The 15,969-nt window shown below is 68.2% G+C and carries 12 protein-coding genes; 10 read left to right on the plus strand and 2 right to left on the minus strand.

All coding sequences use genetic code 11. The annotated features are described in order from the left end of the window. Positions 1-145 precede the first annotated feature (145 nt). The 9 genes from EAT51_RS15000 to EAT51_RS15040 all read left to right on the plus strand — a co-directional run bounded on the left by EAT51_RS15000 (position 146) and on the right by EAT51_RS15040 (position 12,436). Positions 146-2,893 (plus strand): ATP-binding protein, encoded by a 2,748-nt coding sequence (locus tag EAT51_RS15000; RefSeq protein ID WP_130521081.1) that lies wholly within the window; start codon positions 146-148, stop codon positions 2,891-2,893. Positions 2,894-2,904: 11 nt separating this feature from the next. Continuing rightward, a complete protein-coding gene (locus EAT51_RS15005; protein WP_130521083.1) occupies positions 2,905-4,101 on the plus strand; it encodes an EAL domain-containing response regulator in 1,197 nt (398 codons plus the stop codon). A 134-nt stretch (positions 4,102-4,235) separates the two neighbouring features. Beyond that, positions 4,236-7,451, plus strand: a complete 3,216-nt coding sequence (locus EAT51_RS15010; protein WP_130521085.1) for a hybrid sensor histidine kinase/response regulator — start codon at positions 4,236-4,238, stop codon at positions 7,449-7,451. After that, a complete protein-coding gene (locus tag EAT51_RS15015) occupies positions 7,448-8,089 on the plus strand; it encodes a response regulator (protein ID WP_130521087.1) in 642 nt (213 codons plus the stop codon). The genes EAT51_RS15010 and EAT51_RS15015 overlap by 4 nt, the downstream gene beginning before the upstream one ends. Positions 8,090-8,577: 488 nt before the next feature. Next, positions 8,578-9,354, plus strand: coding sequence for a DeoR/GlpR family DNA-binding transcription regulator (locus EAT51_RS15020; protein WP_130521088.1), 777 nt, complete (start codon positions 8,578-8,580; stop codon positions 9,352-9,354). A 28-nt stretch (positions 9,355-9,382) separates the two neighbouring features. Further along, a complete protein-coding gene (locus EAT51_RS15025; RefSeq protein ID WP_130521091.1) occupies positions 9,383-10,522 on the plus strand; it encodes an MFS transporter in 1,140 nt (379 codons plus the stop codon). 134 nt (positions 10,523-10,656) lie between these two features. Beyond that, positions 10,657-10,851 (plus strand): hypothetical protein, encoded by a 195-nt coding sequence (locus EAT51_RS15030; protein ID WP_130521093.1) that lies wholly within the window; start codon positions 10,657-10,659, stop codon positions 10,849-10,851. A gap of 137 nt (positions 10,852-10,988) precedes the next feature. Beyond that, positions 10,989-11,234: a hypothetical protein gene (locus EAT51_RS15035; protein ID WP_130521095.1), complete on the plus strand. Its 246-nt coding sequence runs from the start codon at positions 10,989-10,991 to the stop codon at positions 11,232-11,234. Further along, a complete protein-coding gene (locus EAT51_RS15040) occupies positions 11,231-12,436 on the plus strand; it encodes an EAL domain-containing response regulator (RefSeq protein WP_130521097.1) in 1,206 nt (401 codons plus the stop codon). The genes EAT51_RS15035 and EAT51_RS15040 overlap by 4 nt, the downstream gene beginning before the upstream one ends. Before the next feature lie 197 nt (positions 12,437-12,633). On the opposite strand, the gene EAT51_RS15045 is transcribed toward EAT51_RS15040, so the two are convergent. Further along, positions 12,634-13,191, minus strand: coding sequence for a single-stranded DNA-binding protein (locus EAT51_RS15045; RefSeq protein ID WP_130521100.1), 558 nt, complete (start codon positions 13,189-13,191; stop codon positions 12,634-12,636). A 170-nt stretch (positions 13,192-13,361) separates the two neighbouring features. Here EAT51_RS15045 and EAT51_RS15050 point away from each other — a divergent pair, with 170 nt between their 5' ends. Beyond that, positions 13,362-14,363 carry a polyprenyl synthetase family protein gene (locus EAT51_RS15050; protein WP_130521102.1) on the plus strand — a complete coding sequence of 334 codons (1,002 nt, stop codon included), beginning with the start codon at positions 13,362-13,364 and terminating at the stop codon, positions 14,361-14,363. Between the two features lie 69 nt (positions 14,364-14,432). Here EAT51_RS15050 and EAT51_RS15055 read toward each other — a convergent pair whose 3' ends face one another. After that, a complete protein-coding gene (locus EAT51_RS15055; RefSeq protein WP_130521104.1) occupies positions 14,433-15,236 on the minus strand; it encodes a dienelactone hydrolase family protein in 804 nt (267 codons plus the stop codon). Positions 15,237-15,969: the final 733 nt, after the last annotated feature.

Here is a 15,969-nt window from a genome sequence, read left to right on the forward strand (position 1 = left end):
AATCGGACAATTCCTAAAGCCGCCCTGATCCAGACATCGCGGCACGCAATCGTTGCAGCGATGCGCATTCAAACAACATCGAAAGAACTGAAATCTAAGGTATGCCTGATGTCCTTGGCGATACAGGCGGACCTATTCTCGAGCGATGTTGAAGATCCATGCGCGACTGCTGCGCAGCCTGAAGGTTCCTGCCATCGCCTCGACGCTGCTGAAATTGCTGACCGGTTGCGTCTTTCTGTGCCTGACGTGTGCCACCTGCCTGTTCCTGCATGCCCGGCTCGCCGACGCCGTGTCGACGCATCGTCGCGAAATGAACGCAGTCGCATACGAGGCGCAGCTCTACTTCGACCAGCGAGAGGCACTGCTGCGCTACCTCCGCGACTCCGTGCTGCCGGGCGATGGAGCTCGTCCCGCCGCGTTGGGTGAGGGCGCGCGCGAGGTGGCGCTGGGAGACGCTGGCAGTGGCCGTCTGGTCCTGTCCTCGCGTGCCGAACACACACTGCAGGAGCTGCAGACGCAGCTTCGTGCGATCGACGCGCAGGGCGCCCATCGATTGGCGGGGGCCGATATCGAGGTCGATCCTGCACGCATGCCCTCGCTGCAGGAGCTTCTGGCCCGCCTGCGCCGGTCCAAGGACGCTAATCATGTGTACTGGATTGGCCTGGGCGAGAGCGGCCTTGCCCTGGCTCAGCCGATGCAGGTCGATGGCGAGCCGACCCAGTGGCTATTGCTGCTTCTGGAGCGTGCCGCGACCGAGGCCATCCTGGAGGGCGAGCGTGTCGCCGATTACGCGCTGATCGATCCCGCGGGCAGGTCCGCGCCGGTCCGTCACGGGAATCCGAACCAAGGTGCGGACTGGGAGGCGCTGCGCAAACAGGAAAGCGATCACTTCGGCATGCTCTGGCGCCATGGCCTTCCGCATGGCCTGGCCCTCATCAAGCGTCTCGGCGATGACGGCTGGCGCCTGGTCTATCGCCTGCCACCCACCCGGCTGCTCGACGACCTCTCCGCGCCCCTGCTGGCCTGCACGCTGATGCTGCTGATCGCGGGCATCGCTCTTCGACTCCTGCGACATTGTGTCGACCGCCAGCTGATCCAGCCGGCGCTGCGACAGCATCGGCGTCTGCTGGAGAACCTGGACTTCAGCTCGACGGTGATCGACATGGCGCCTGCCGGCATCTGCGTATTGCGCCGGAGCGACCGTCATCTGCTGCTCTCCAACCAGTTGCTGCGGGACTGGCTGGGTGAGGACCATGAGTACAGCGACTGGAGAGCGCCATGGCGCGGGCATGCCGGCGAGCACGGCCGTGGGCTGGAGTTCACTACGCGCGACGGGCGGCAGCTGCAGGTGCTGCATGCCGCCTGCCGCTACCAGGGCGACGACGTTCTGCTGTGCGTGTTCCATGACATCTCCCGGCATCGGCAGGCGCAGGCAGCGCTGTCCTCGGCGCGCCAGGCCGCGGACGCCGCCAACCAGGCCAAGAGCGCCTTCCTGGCCACCATGAGCCATGAGATCCGCACCCCCTTGTATGGCGTGCTGGGCACGCTCGAACTGCTCGGCCACACCTCGCTCGACGCGCGACAGTCACAGTATCTGCGCACGATCGAAAGCTCATCGTCGGTGCTGTTGCAGCTGATCAGCGACGTGCTGGACGTCTCCAAGATCGAATCGGGTCAGCTCAGTCTCAAGCCGGCGCCGTTCTCGCCGCGCGAACTGACCGAAAGCGTGCTGCGCAGCTTTGCCGCTGCCGCGACCCGCAAGGGCCTGCATGTGCTGGTCTGCACCGACCCCGCCCTGCCGACCCGCGTGCTTGGCGACGCCGACCGCATCCGGCAAGTCCTCGGCAACCTGCTCAGCAATGCCATCAAGTTCACCGAGCATGGCCGCGTGGTGCTGCGCGTGCGCCAGTCACAGCATGAGGAAGAGTCGAGCGTACTGGTCTGGCAGGTCACCGACACCGGGGTGGGGATCGCAGCAGAAGAGCAGGATCGGTTGTTCGAGCCCTTCCGCCAGGTGCGCAGCGCGACCAGCACGCAGGGCACGGGACTGGGCCTGTCCATCAGCGATCGTCTGGTGCGCCTGATGGGCGGGGAACTCCAGGTGGTCAGCGAGCCGGGACTCGGCAGCAGTTTCAGCGTGCGCCTACCGCTGCCGGTACTGGACACCACCGAGGACGGCCCGGTGTTGCGGCCGGAGCCGCCGATCCTGGTCCGCGGCCGCGACCGCGAACTGGTCGACAGCGCGTGCGGCTGGCTGCGCCGCTGGGGCGCCAACGCCCAGCCGCTGCAGGGCGACCCGGCCCTGCTCGACCGCGACGGGGCAATCCTGATGGACGGCGAAGCCGGTATGCCATTGGCGTGGAGGGGGCCGCGGGTGGTAGCGTCGATCGATGGGGGCGACCAGCCCCACGTGGCCGCCGACGGTAGCCTGATGGTCACCCTTCATGGCATCACCGCGATCGGCAAGGCCCTGGCCTGCCTGCAGCAACGGCGCACCGCCTTGCCGGAGACCACGCGCGCAACGCCTCCCACGCCGCTGGGTCTGCACGTGCTGGCCGTGGAGGACAATCCGATCAACCGGGTGATCCTGGCCGAGCAACTGCGCGCGCTCGGCTGCGAGGTGGAACTGGCTCAGGATGGCGCGGAAGCGCTGCGGCTGTGCCGCGAGCAGGCCTTCGACTTGGTGGTGACCGACATCAACATGCCACGCATGGACGGCCACTCGCTGGCCCGCCGCTTGCGCGACGAGGGCAACCCGGTGCCTGTGGTCGGCGCCACCGCCAATGCCACCGCCGAGGAGCGCGAGCGCTGTCTGGCCAGTGGCATGCGCGGCTACCTGAGCAAACCCATCGATATCGCCCATCTGCGCAGAGCCCTCGCCGCCCTGCGCTAAGGAGACCTCGCATGACCCAGCGTGTCCTGATCCTGGAAGACCAGCCGTTCCAGCGTGGCTACCTCGCCAACCTGCTCGGCAACCGCATCGGCGTAGAGGTGGACGCCTGCGAGGACGTGGATGCCGCCGTCGCCTTGTGCGCGTGCCGATCCTACGATCTGGTGCTCAGTGACCTGCTGATGCCCGGCCAGGACGGCATCCAGTTCATCCAGGCACTGGCCGCGCAATCGCGTCCGCCACGCCTGGCAGTGGTCAGCGCGGCGCCCAGGCGAATGATGACCTCGGCCCGGCTAATGGCCGAGTCGCTGGGGCTGGACGTGATTGCTCTGTTGGCCAAACCAGTGGCTGAGAACGACGTGGAGGCCTTGTTCGAAACATTGGCGCAGGCTCGTCCGCCCGCAGCGACAGCGATAGTGGCGAGCGCTGTGCCGGATCCCGATGCCCAGGAGTTGCGCCAGGCCATGGCCGAGGGCCGCCTCACCGCCTGGTTCCAACCGAAGAAATCCCTGCGGTCCGGGCGGGTCGTGGCCGCCGAAGCGCTGGTACGCTGGCGCCACCCGCATCTGGGGACGCTGACCGCGAGCAGTTTTCTCCCCGCGATCTGCCACCACGGCCTGGAAGGCGAGCTGCTTCGGATGGTGCTCAAGGCAAGTATCGCGGCACAGGCGCGCTGGCGCAGGCGAGGCTTCCGGGTGCCGGTCTCGATCAACCTACCCCCGCATCTGCTGGAGCAGCCCGACCTGCCCGATGCGCTGCTGGCGCTGACCCTGGAGCTGGGCGGCACGCCAGGGGAACTGTGCTTCGAACTAATGGAGAGCAGCACCACCCGGCACGTCAGCGACTTCTACGCCGGCGCCTGCCGTCTGCGCATGAAGGGCTTCGGCCTGGCCCAGGACGACTTTGGCCAAGGGCTGAGCTCGGTCCACGACCTGGTCAATACCCCTTTCACGGAAGTCAAGATCGACCGCATGCTCGTCAGCGGCTGCGCCAGGGATCCGGCCCTGTATCAGACCCTCTCGACCATCGTCGCCTTGGCCAAGCAGCTGGGCTTGACCATCGTGGCTGAAGGCGTGGAAAGTGACGCCGACCTGGCCGCGCTTCGGCAACTGGGCTGCAGTCAGGTACAGGGCTTCCTGATCTCGCAGGCGGTCCCGTCGGACGATTTCACCCAGCTGCTGGAGGATGAAGTACCGCTCGATACTTCCTAGGTTGCCACGCGTTGAAGCGCGCTCCATGCTGCTCGAATCCACGCCGTGGCGTTGACGATTTGCCTGTGCCGGGGCACTGAACGGTCTCCCCCGCGGCCAAGTCGCGCTGCTTTCCCGCCGCTCCGAGACCCGCCATGCCGGCCGAGGCCGTTCCCGTACGTCGACTCGCACGCCGCTCCCTGCGCGTCCATGCCCTGCTGATCGGGGTCGTGGTGCTGGCGACCCTGCAGGCTGGGCTCCTGCTCTCCACCGGCAAACAGCTGTTGAACGAGGAACGCGGCAAGATCGAGTACCACTTCCGTCGCCTCGACGGCACGCTGCGCGAACAGGAACGCTTCCTCAGGCAGTGGCGTCTGCACGATGTCGGCGAGCAGGGGCGTTCCGTTCCTGAGGCCGGGGTGGAGCGGCGGCGCGGTCCGCTCTTCGCCGATTTCGCCTTGGTGGGAACAGCAGGCGCCGATACCCCAAGCCCGGACGCACTGGGTGATCGCTTCCTGCGCTTCTATGGCACGTTTTGGTCAGCGTCGCACTATCCACCGCCACAGTGCCTGCTGGTCGATGGACAAGGCACGCGCGGGCTGCTGGCACCGGTGCAGATGAGCGATGCGGATGCGAGCCTGAGCAGTCCGCATCACCTGCGCCCGACGATCGCCCAGATCCATCGTGCGCTGGGCACACAGCCGGTTCTCAAGCGCGGTGGCATCGTCTGGGCCGCCGTGCCCTGGCGCGATCGGCAGACCCGCCTGCTGGCCATCGCCCATGCCCCACAGGACGCGCACCTGTGGGGCGAGGCGGAAGACGGCTCGCTGGCCGTACTGGCCTGCCTGCTCGACCCCGGACGCATCGACGACTACAGGCAGGTGCTGGGCGTTCCCGTGTTCCAGCGGCTATCGCTGTTCGATCCCACCGGCCAACGGCTGCTGGGCGAGGAGGCGGATCTGAGCGAAGCGGGACCTTCCGTCCAGGCCGGTCGGGACGGTCTGCGGTTCTACATGCGCAGCGACAGCGGCTGGCGCGCCGTCTATCAAGTGAGCTGGCGGCAGCTCTGCCAGAACCCGCAAGGTCCGGTGCTGGGCGCGATGCTGGTCGCCCTGGTGCTGGCGCTGGCCGGCGTGCTCGCGCTGCGTGCCTATCGACGCTCGGTCATCGAGCCGTTGCGCAACAACCACGCACGCCTGCTGGAAAGCGAGGCGTTCATGCGCACCCTCCTGGACCACGCGCCGATCGGGCTGTGCCTGCTGCGAAGCGCGGATGGCGAGGTCCTGCTGGACAACGCTTTCGCCCGCCGCTGGCTGGGCGAAGACCATCACGCGGACGGCTGGTCCGGCCACTGGCGGCACACCGTGCTGGCAGCCGGAGGTGCCGTGCCAGGCGACGGACTGCCTTACACCACGCCCGAGGGCCTGCATCTGCTGGTGACGGCAACACCGGCGCGCTATCGCGGGGAGCCGGCGGTGCTATGCCTGTTCATCGACCTCAGCAGCCAGCGAGAGGCCGAGCAGGTCCAGCAGCAGGCACGCCTTGCCGCGGACCAGGCCAACCGGGCCAAGAGCCAGTTCCTGGCCACCATGAGCCACGAGATCCGCACCCCGCTTTACGGCGTGCTGGGCACCCTCGAACTGTTGGGGCTGACTCCGCTCAGTGCCCGGCAGGAGGGCTATCTGGCCACGATCCAGCGCTCATCCTCGACGCTGATGCAGCTGATCAGCGACATCCTCGACGTGAGCAAGGCCGAGGCCGGACAACTGAGCCTGGAGCCGAGCCCCTTCGATCCTGCCCGACTGACCGAGGATGCGATGGACTCGTACGCCGCCGCAGCGGCGAACAAGGGCCTGCAGTTCTATGCCTGCATCGACGCAGACCTGCCCGCCATGGTCTGCGGCGATGCCGCGCGGATCCGTCAGATCCTCAACAACCTGATCAGCAACGCGCTGAAGTTCACCGACAGCGGCCGCGTCGTGGTGCGCGTCTCACGACGCTGGCATGGCGAAGACTGCTGGCTGCAGTGGCAGGTCGCCGACACTGGCATCGGCATCGCCAGCGAACACCAGGCGCATCTGTTCGAACCTTTCTACCAGGCCAACCCCGGCACCGATGCGATGCGTGGCACAGGCCTGGGCCTGGCCATCTGCGCGCATCTGGCGTCGCTGATGCAAGGCCACCTGCGCGTGGTCAGCGAAAGCGGCCTGGGCAGCAGCTTCAGCGTCGATCTGCCGCTGCCGCCAGCGCCGCCCGACCCTCAACAGCCGCCCGCCCCGCGTCTGCCGGCAGGCCTGCAAGTGCAAGTCCGCGGCCAGGTGCGCGAACTGGTGCAATCACTGTGCGAACGCCTACAACAGCGCGGTGCCCACGCCAGCGTGCATCGCGCAGAAGCCGTTGCGGGTGGGCCGTCCACGACGGTGCTGCTGGACCTGGTGCTGGACGGCCCGCCAGCGGCCTGGCAGGTCGGCCCGCGCGTGGTCGCCTGTCCCCAAGCAGGCGTGCGGCCACAGCGGACAGGCGACACCTGGCAGGTGGGCCTGCATCGACTCGACGCCATCGTGGCCGCGCTGGCCACCGCCAGCAGCCCTTCGGCATCGGGCGGGGCGGAAAGGTGCGTGCCCGCGCTGCACGATTTCGGTCTGCAGGTGCTGGTGGCCGAGGACAACCCGATCAACCAGGCCATCCTGCGCGACCAGCTGGAACAGCTCGGTTGCCGCGCCGTGGTCGCCAGCGACGGCAACGAGGCGCTAGGCTATTGGCAACAGGGCACCTTCGGGCTCGTACTGACCGATCTGAACATGCCGCGGCTGGATGGCTACGGCCTGGCCCGCGCACTGCGTGCGCGCGGCGTGGGCGTGCCGATCTATGGCGCCACCGCCAACGCCGACCCAGCCGAACGCCAGCGCTGCGAGGAAGCGGGCATGCAGGGCGTGCTGGTCAAGCCGATCTCCCTGGAAGCATTGGAACGTCTACTGACCCGAATCACGAGCGGGGCCGCACCGGCATCACCAATGGCTAGGTACCGCGCGACCCCCGACGATCCTGCCCTGCAGGTGCCCGACAAGACCCGTGCGCTGTTCGTGCAGAGCATGCAGGACGACTTGGACAGCCTGCGTCAGGCGATCGCCGAGGCCAATCCCGAAGGCGTCGTCCAGGTGCTGCACCGCATCCGCGGCGCGTTGGCCATTGTCGGCGCGCCCGTGCTGGCCGACAGCGGCCTGGAGATTGAAGAACGCCTGGCGCTGGGGATCGACCTTGCAAGCCAGTCCATCGCATTGGCCGCTTTTCAGCTTCGGCTGCGCAGGCTGCTTGATCCGCTCATCGACGACAGCGGCTCCTCTCACCCAACCAGTCCGACACCGCCATGACCACACGGATCCTCATCGCCGACGATCATCCGATCGTGCTGGCCGGCATCCGTGATGTGCTGGCCGGCGAGCTGGACCTTGAAGTCGTTGGCGAAGCGGCAGACCCGGCCACGCTGATCGAACTGATGAAGCAGACGCGGCCGCAGGCGTTGATCAGCGACTACAGCATGCCCGGCGACCCGCGCTTTGGTGACGGGATCAAGCTCATTTCGTTCCTGCGGCGCAGCTTCCCTGAAACTCGCTTGCTGGTGCTGACGATGGTCTCCAACCCCTCGCTGGTGTCCGCGATGTACGCCGCCGGGGCCGGAGGGGTCGTGCTCAAGAGCCATGGTTTGGGCAGCCTGGTGCAGGCACTGCGCGTCGTGCTGGCCAATCGCGTCTACCGCCCGCTGGGCGCATCGCCGGAGACCGCAGGCGAGCCGGCCGGTGTCGACGCGGCGCTTACCCGGCTCTCGCCACGCGAACTGGAAGTCATCCGGTTGTTCACCGGCGGCATGAGCGTGAGCGACATCGCGCGGCAGCTGCAACGCAGCGCCAAAACGGTCAGCACGCAGAAGATCAGCGCGATGCGCAAGCTCGGGGTCGACAGTGACCAGGCGCTGATCGCGTACTGCCTGCAGGCCTCGCTGTTCGCCTGAGTCCATCACAAGGTCCAACCCGCGTGCCTGTCGCTTGAGCGCCTGATTGAAGGCCGATGCCCCGCGATGAATGGATCGGGACTTCCTTCCACTTTTTGATCTTCGGCCCGAAGCCACCCGGCGTGACGCACACGGCAGCGCGCCAGCGGGCGGTAGCCGCGCCTGGCGAGGCAGGACGCCGAGCGCCCGAAGGCGGATCAGGACGCCCTGATCGAGGGAAAAGGGGGCACAGCCCGCCAGAGGGCTGTGCCTCCAACGCCGAGAAACTTCCTAGCGCGGAGGTCCACGTGCCGCAGAAGAAGTCTTTTCTTCGTTGGCACGAAGCCCTTCGGCCAGAAGGCACTCCGGCGGTGATCACACCGAATCGCGGCTGACCAGCGACGCGGCGCATGCGCCCGCAATCGCGTATCGATCCTCCCCGATATGCACATTCATGCAAGTTTATTCTCGTTAATGCATGATTGTGCACTCTGCTGCGAGACATCTCAATGTCCGAAGACACCCGATTCCCCGCCGAACGCGCCCAGACGGTGCTGGACCTGCTGCGCGAGCACGGCAGGGTCTCCTCAAGCGACCTGGCGGCGCGTTTCGGCGTGTCCGAGGACTCCATCCGCCGCGACCTGCGCGAACTGGCCAGCCGAGGGCTGTGCAAGCGCGTCTACGGCGGCGCCGTGCGCACGACGTCGGAGGCGCTCCGCTTCGACCAGCGCATCCAGCACGAAGCCCCGGACAAGGCCGGGCTGGCCTGGGGCGTGTGCGCGCTGCTTCAGCCGGGCAGCACCGTGTTCCTCGATGCCGGGACCACCAACCTGGCCGTCGCCCAGCGCCTGCCCGAGCATGCCGATCTGACGATCGTCACCAACTCGCCGCAGATCGCCATCGCCGCCGGCGAACGCGGCGGTGTCCAGGTGCAGCTGATCGGGGGCGTCTTTTCCCCCGGCGCAGGCGGCGTGAGAGGCGCCGAAGCCTTGTCGCAGCTGCAGCGCCTGCGTCTGGATGTCTGCCTGCCGGGTGCCTGCGCGCTGGACCCGCTCACCGGCGTCTGGGCCACCGACGCGGAGGAGGCCGCGCTGAAGCGCGCCATGGTTGCTATCAGCTCGCGCGTCATCGTGGTCGCCTCGCCCGAGAAGCTCGGCACTGAAGGCAGTTACCACGTCGCAGCGCCGTCCGAGGTCGATGACCTGGTGATCGCCGCAGGCACCGCGCAGGCGCATCTGCAGGCCTTCGCTGACGCTGGCATCCGCGTGCATGAACTCACCCGCTGAACCTCTTCGCTTCGTAAGCGCTCGCCCCATGTCCGCAGCCCTCGCCTCCAGCGCCCGCGCGCAGCAGCACGCCACGCGCGCCGCCTTCTTCATCCCCGGATTCGCCATGGCCGTCTGGGCGGTGCTGGTGCCCTTCGCCAAGGCGCGCACCGGCGTCGACGACGGCGTGCTCGGCCTGATCCTGCTGTGCCTGGGCGCCGGCTCGCTCATCGCCATGCCCGTCTCGGGCGCCCTGGCCGCGCGCCTGGGCTGTCGCGGCGTCATGATCGCCACGACGGCGTTCATCTGCGCCAGCCTTCCGCTGCTGGCCATCACCAGCAACCCCTGGCTGCTCGGCGGCGCCCTGTTCGTCTTCGGCGCCGGCGTGGGCGCGATGGACTGCACCATGAACATGCAGGCCCTGGTCGTGGAGCGCGAGGCCAGGCGCGCGATGATGTCCGGCTTCCATGCGTTCTTCAGCATCGGTGGCTTCATCGGCGCCGCGGCGATGACCGCCCTGCTGTCCGCGCAGATCGGCCCGGCCGCCGCCGCGGTGGCCGGCGTGGCCGCGGCGGCGGCGATCGCGGCGCTGTCGCTGAAGCACTGGCGCACCGAGGCGCTACATCAGGAGGGCCCGCTGCTGGCCTGGCCTAAGGGCATCGTCCTGTTCGTGGGCATCCTGGCCTTCGTGGTGTTCATGGCCGAAGGCGCGATGCTGGACTGGAGCGCGGTGTTCCTGGCCGATGTCCGGCAGGTCGAGCCGGCGATGGCGGGCCTGGGCTATGTCGCCTTCGCCCTGACCATGACCGTGGCACGCCTGTTCGGGGATTCGGTCGTCGAGCGCCTGGGGCGCATTCGCGCGATCGCGGTGGGCGCGGTGCTGGCCGCTCTCGGCTTCATCGTTCTGACCTGGGTGACGCCGTGGCAGGCGTCCCTGGTTGGCCACGTTCTGCTGGGGCTCGGCTGCGCGAACATCGCACCGGCCTTGTTCTCCCTGTCCGGCAACCAGAAGCGGATGCCGGAAAGCATCGCGATCACCGCCGTGACCACGCTCGGCTACGCCGGCGTCCTGGCCGGTCCCGCACTGATCGGGTTCACGGCCCACGGCATCGGCCTGGCGGGCGCCTTCATGGGCGTGGCCGCGCTTCTGGTCGGCGTCGCCCTCTCCACGCACTGGCTCAAGGTCTGAGCACGCATGCATGAGGCCGTCCTGCCGGGACAGCAGGAGCGGCCTTCCCGATCGCGACGCGGAATCCGCCACGCGCTTGTCGCGCCCCTTCGGCCGCTCCTGCTGCACACCTCGCGGAAGCGTTGCCAGGCCCAGTGGCGCGCTTTCTGGATGACCTCGCGCATCTGCTGAAGATTCGCCGCGCCGGTGAGCGCCGCGCCATCTTTCACCAAGCCGTCGGCGCCAAGCACGCGCGCCTGGCGCTTCAATGCACGCACAAGATGGACGCCTGCAAAGCCATGACCAGCGATGGCGTGGCCGTCGCGGTCCTGGCCGTCAGAGGCTCCTGATAAACCCGGTTCAAGCCGTTTGTCGCACCTCCGCGCGGGATCGATGCGGATGCCATACGCCCGGAATACCTCGCGTCGGCCGCAAATGTAGGCCGCGTCCGATATCCGGGGGGCACGGCCAAACCTACGCTTTGCCCATGCCGAAGATCCACGCACAACGACTGCGCGACCGGAAGTTTCCGGGTATCGCTTCGACACCGCCGCAGCTGCGGACCGGCTGCGCCTTCCTGTGGCCGACCTTCGTCACACCCCTGATTCTGCTTGCAGGACTGGCCGACGCGGTATCGATGCAGCGCCGGAACATGACTGCGGCCGCATCCACGGCGAGCACGGCGCCCACCTGCAATGCCCTCGCCGCCCTGCGCCAAGGAGACCTCGCATGAACCAGCGTGTCCTGATCCTGGAAAACGGACCGTCCCCGCGCGGCCAACTCGCCAACATGCTCGGCAACCGCGCCGGTGTGCAGGTGGAAACCTGCGAGGACGTGGATGCCGCCATCGCCTTGTGCGCATGCCGATCCTACGATCTGGTGCTCAGTGACCTGCTGATGCCCGGTCGGGACGGCATCCAGTTCATCCAGGCCCTGGCGGAGCAGTCGCGTCCGCCGCGCTTGGCGGTGGTCAGCGCGGCCCCCAGGCGGATGATGACCTCGGCCCGGCTGATGGCCGAGTCGCTGGGGCTGGATGTGATCGCCCTGCTGTCCAAGCCAGTGGCGGAAAACGACGTGGAGGCCTTGTTCGACGCATTGGCGCAGGACCGCCCGGCCGCCGCCACGGCATCGCCCCCCGTGCTGGACCCCGACGCGCAGCAGCTGCGCGAGGCCATGGCCGATGGCAGCCTCACTGCGTGGTTTCAGCCAAAGAAGTCGCTGCAGTCCGGACAGATCGTGGCCGCCGAAGCGCTGGTGCGCTGGCACCATCCGCGTCTGGGCACCCTGACCGCAGGCAGTTTTATCTCGGCGATCTGCCATCACGGGCTGGAAGGCGAGCTGCTGCGGATGGTGATCAAGGAGAGCATCGAGGCGCAGGCGCGCTGGCGCAGACAAGGTTTCCGGGTGCCGATCTCGATCAACCTGCCCCCGCATCTGCTGGAGCAGCCCGACCTGCCCGATGCGCTGCTGGAACTGACCCTGGAGCTGGGCGGTTCGCCCGGCGATCTGTGCTTCGAGCTGATGGAGAGCAGCACCACGCGGCACGTCAGCGACTTCTACGCCGGCGCCTGCCGTCTGCGCATGAAGGGCTTCGGTCTGGCCCAGGACGACTTCGGCCAAGGCCTCAGTTCGGTCCGCAGCCTGGTCAATACTCCCTTCACGGAAGTCAAGATCGACCGCGTGCTCGTCGACGGCTGCGCCCGCGATCCGGCGCTGTATTCGGCCCTGTCGACCATCATCGCCCTGGCCAAACAGCTGGGCCTGACCGTCGTGGCCGAAGGCGTGGAAAGTGATGCCAACCTGGCCGCGCTTCGGCAACTGGGTTGCAGCCAGGCGCAGGGCTTCCTGATCTCGCAGGCGGTCCCTTCGGACGATTTCATCGGCTTGCTGGAAGACGAAGCGCCGCTCGAAGCGTGCTCGGTTGCCACGCGTTGAAGCCTGCTGCGTAGCTCCTCCAATCCCCGTGCATTGACGTTTCCCCTGCGCCGGCGCTCGGAACACGCGCTTGCGCCGCCAAGTCGCACGCTGGCTTGCTAGTCGCCGTTCATCGGCGCCGCGCACCGGCGAAAAAAAATCCCAGCAGGCGCAAGGGCCTGCCGGGATTGTGTCTTCGCAGATTGGAAGACTGCGCCTCAGAACGGAATGTCGTCGTCGGCGAAGTCGTCCATCGGCGCCGGCTGCTGGGCCGGGGCCTGGCGACGCGGCTGCTGCTGGCCGCCGCCGTATCCACCACCACCGCCACCACCACCGTAGTTGTCGCCGCCGCCGCGCTGACCACCGCCGCCACCGCCGCCGTACTCCTGGCGCGGCGCGCGCTGCGGACGGTCGCCGCCGCCCATGCCACCGCCGCCCTCGCCGCGGCCGCCGAGCATCTGCATCTCGTTGGCGACGATATCGGTGGTGTACTTCTCCACGCCGTCCTGGCCGGTGTACTTGTCGTAGCGGATCTCGCCTTCGACGTAGACCTGCGAGCCCTTGCGCAGGTACTCGCCGGCGATCTCGCCGAGCTTGCCGAAGAACACCACGCGGTGCCACTCGGTGCGTTCCTGCTTGTTGCCTTCACGGTCATTGCGCACGCTGGTGGTCGCCAGGCTGATCCGGGTGACGGCCATGCCGCCCTGCGTGTACTTGGTGTCCGGGTCGTTGCCCAGGTTGCCCACCAGGATGACCTTGTTGATGCCGCGTGCCATGAGGATTCGTCCGGTTGCGAAGCGCCCGCCGAATGCGGGCTGCGGACAGTGGATTATAGCCGGCCCGTCCGGTCTACCGGAAAACCCCGCGCCCACGTGTAGGACATCGCCGACCGGAACTCACCCCGGCCCACCTATAATCGCCGTTCTCCTTGGAACTCCCAGGCCGCATGTCCGCCGTTCAGCTCCCCTCCGCCGCCCTGGCGCTGCCGCAGATCCAGTCCCTCGCCGCGGCGGACATGGCCGCCATCGACGCCCTCATCCGCCGTCGCCTAGCCTCGGACGTGGTGCTGATCAACCAGATCGCCGACCACATCATCTCCGCCGGCGGCAAGCGCCTGCGGCCGATGCTGGTCGCCCTGGCCGGCCGCGCCTGCGGCGTGGACGCCGGCCCGGACCACCACCAGCTGGCGGCGATCATCGAGTTCATCCACACCTCGACCCTGCTGCACGACGACGTGGTGGACGAATCGGACCTGCGCCGTGGCCGCAGCACCGCCAATGCGCTGTGGGGCAACGCGCCCAGCGTGCTGGTCGGGGACTTCCTGTATTCGCGCAGCTTCCAGCTGATGGTCGAACTGGACCGCATGGCCGTCATGCGCATCCTGGCCGACACCACCAACCGCATCGCCGAGGGCGAGGTGCTGCAGCTGCTGCACGTGCACAACCCGGACACGGATGAGGCCGCCTATCTGCGCGTGATCGAGCGCAAGACCGCGGTGCTGTTCGCCGCCGGCACCCAGCTGGGCGCGCTGGCCTCCGGCGCCGATGCCGCCCTGCAGCAGCGCCTGTACGACTACGGCATGCAGCTGGGCTACGCCTTCCAGATCGCCGACGACGTGCTGGACTACACCGCCGACGCGAGCGATCTGGGCAAGAACCTGGGCGACGACCTGGCCGAGGGCAAGGCCACGCTGCCGCTGATCCACGCCATCGCTCATTCCGACGCGACCACCCAGTCGCGCCTGCGCCAGATCGTGGCCGACGGCCAGACCGACGCCATGCCCGAAGTGCTGGCCGCGATCCACGCCACCGGCAGCATCGCCTACAGCCAGCGCCGCGCCACCGAATACGCCAGCGCCGCCGAAGCCGCGCTGGAAGGCCTGCCGGAAAACGACGCCGTCGCCGCCCTTCGCGGCCTGGCGCGTTACGCGGTCGAGCGCCGCCACTGAGGCCGAAAAGCGAGGCGTGAGCAAGAGCGGCCGCGCGCGCGCGCTCGATCACGCCCCACGCTTCTTCGCTCAGTCCCGCTTCGAAAACACTTCCTCGAAGAAATCCTGCGCCATCCGGTAGGCGCGCTTGGCCGCACGCGCGTTGTAGACGCAGCCGGGCGGGCTGTTCGCGCCGGGGATGGCGAAGCAGTGCACCGCGCCGCTGAAATCCACGAACTGCCAGTCCGCGCCGGCCGCGTCCATCTCCTTGCGGAAGTCGGCGATGCTCTGCGCCGATACGCCGCGGTCGTCCGCCCCGTTGAGCACCAGCACCGGCGTCTTCGCCGAGCCCGGCTTGGCCGGCATGCTGCCCGGCTCCAGTCCGCCATGGAAGGTGACCACGCCGGCCAGCGCATCGCCGCCGCGCACCAGCTCCAGCACCGTGGTGCCGCCGAAGCAGAAGCCAAAGGCGCCGATCCGCGCCACATCCAGCGGCGCGGCGCCGGCCTGCGCCTTGAGCACTTCCACCGCCTTGCGCACGCGGGCGCGCAGCGCCGGCCGATCGCCCTTGAGGCCACCCGCCAGCTTGCCCGCCTCCTCGGCGTTCTTCGGCCGCACGCCGGTGCCGTAGACATCGGCCACCAGCACCACATAGTCGTCGCCGGCCACTTCACGGGCCCGATCGACCGCCGCATCGGTCACGCCCATCCAGTCCGGCACCATCACCAGGCCCGGACGCTTGGCCTTGCCAGCATCGTCGTAGACCAGCACGCCGGAGAACGCCTGATCGCCGACCGTCCACTGCACCGGCCTGGCCACCTCCTTGGCCGCCGCCGGCAGCGCGGCCGCCAGCAGCGTCGTGGCGACCAGCAGCATTGCCGAGAATCTGCCCATGTCCTGCCCCTCCCGTTCGTTTCGGATGCCGGCGAGTGTAGGCCCGCGACCGCATTGGCGATGCAAAGTCGCCCCGGAACCCATAAGCGGGCCCACCAACAGGACTCCTCGCCGGACCGCGGACAGATGAACCCGCAGACCGCATGAGCTCGGGCCGGAGATTGCCCTTCCCCGCCAGCCTCGACCCAGCCAGGCGGCTCTTCGGCTCGGCCCGCCATCCCTGGCCGACTCGCCGCCGCAGGCGATGCCTGGCCGGCGCTCGCGCGCCAGACCGGATCGAGGCGCAGCGATCAAAAGATCAGGGCTCCTTTCGGTCCGAAGGCGTTAGGCAAGCGCCCTGCCCCCTCCCTTTCGCCGCAGGCGAAGGGGAGGGCCGGGGTGGGGTGCTTTTGCTCTTCGCTTCTGTGGCTCGCCCGGGAAAGCCCCGACCCCTCCCCATCCCTCCCCTGCGCTGCGCGCAAGGGAGGGGGCCTCAAGTCGACGCTCTCCCGTCACTGGCCGCGTTGTGCGCGAGGAGGGTTCGCACGACTCTGCAAATCGAAGCCTCGTGACATGACGCGCGAGGCAGCGGTCCGGCGGGCGGTGGCCGCGACGAGCGAGGCAGGACGCCGAGCGCCCGAATCAGGGCAGGATGCCCTGATTGAGGGATCAGCGGTCACCGCCCGCCGGACCGCTGCCCCGCCGAAGCCGACACGCCCACCCGCCGTGATCGGAAAGAACCAAAAACAAAGGC

This window comes from Pseudoxanthomonas winnipegensis, assembly GCF_004283755.1.
In the GTDB taxonomy this organism is placed as follows: Bacteria; Pseudomonadota; Gammaproteobacteria; order Xanthomonadales; family Xanthomonadaceae; genus Pseudoxanthomonas_A; species Pseudoxanthomonas_A winnipegensis.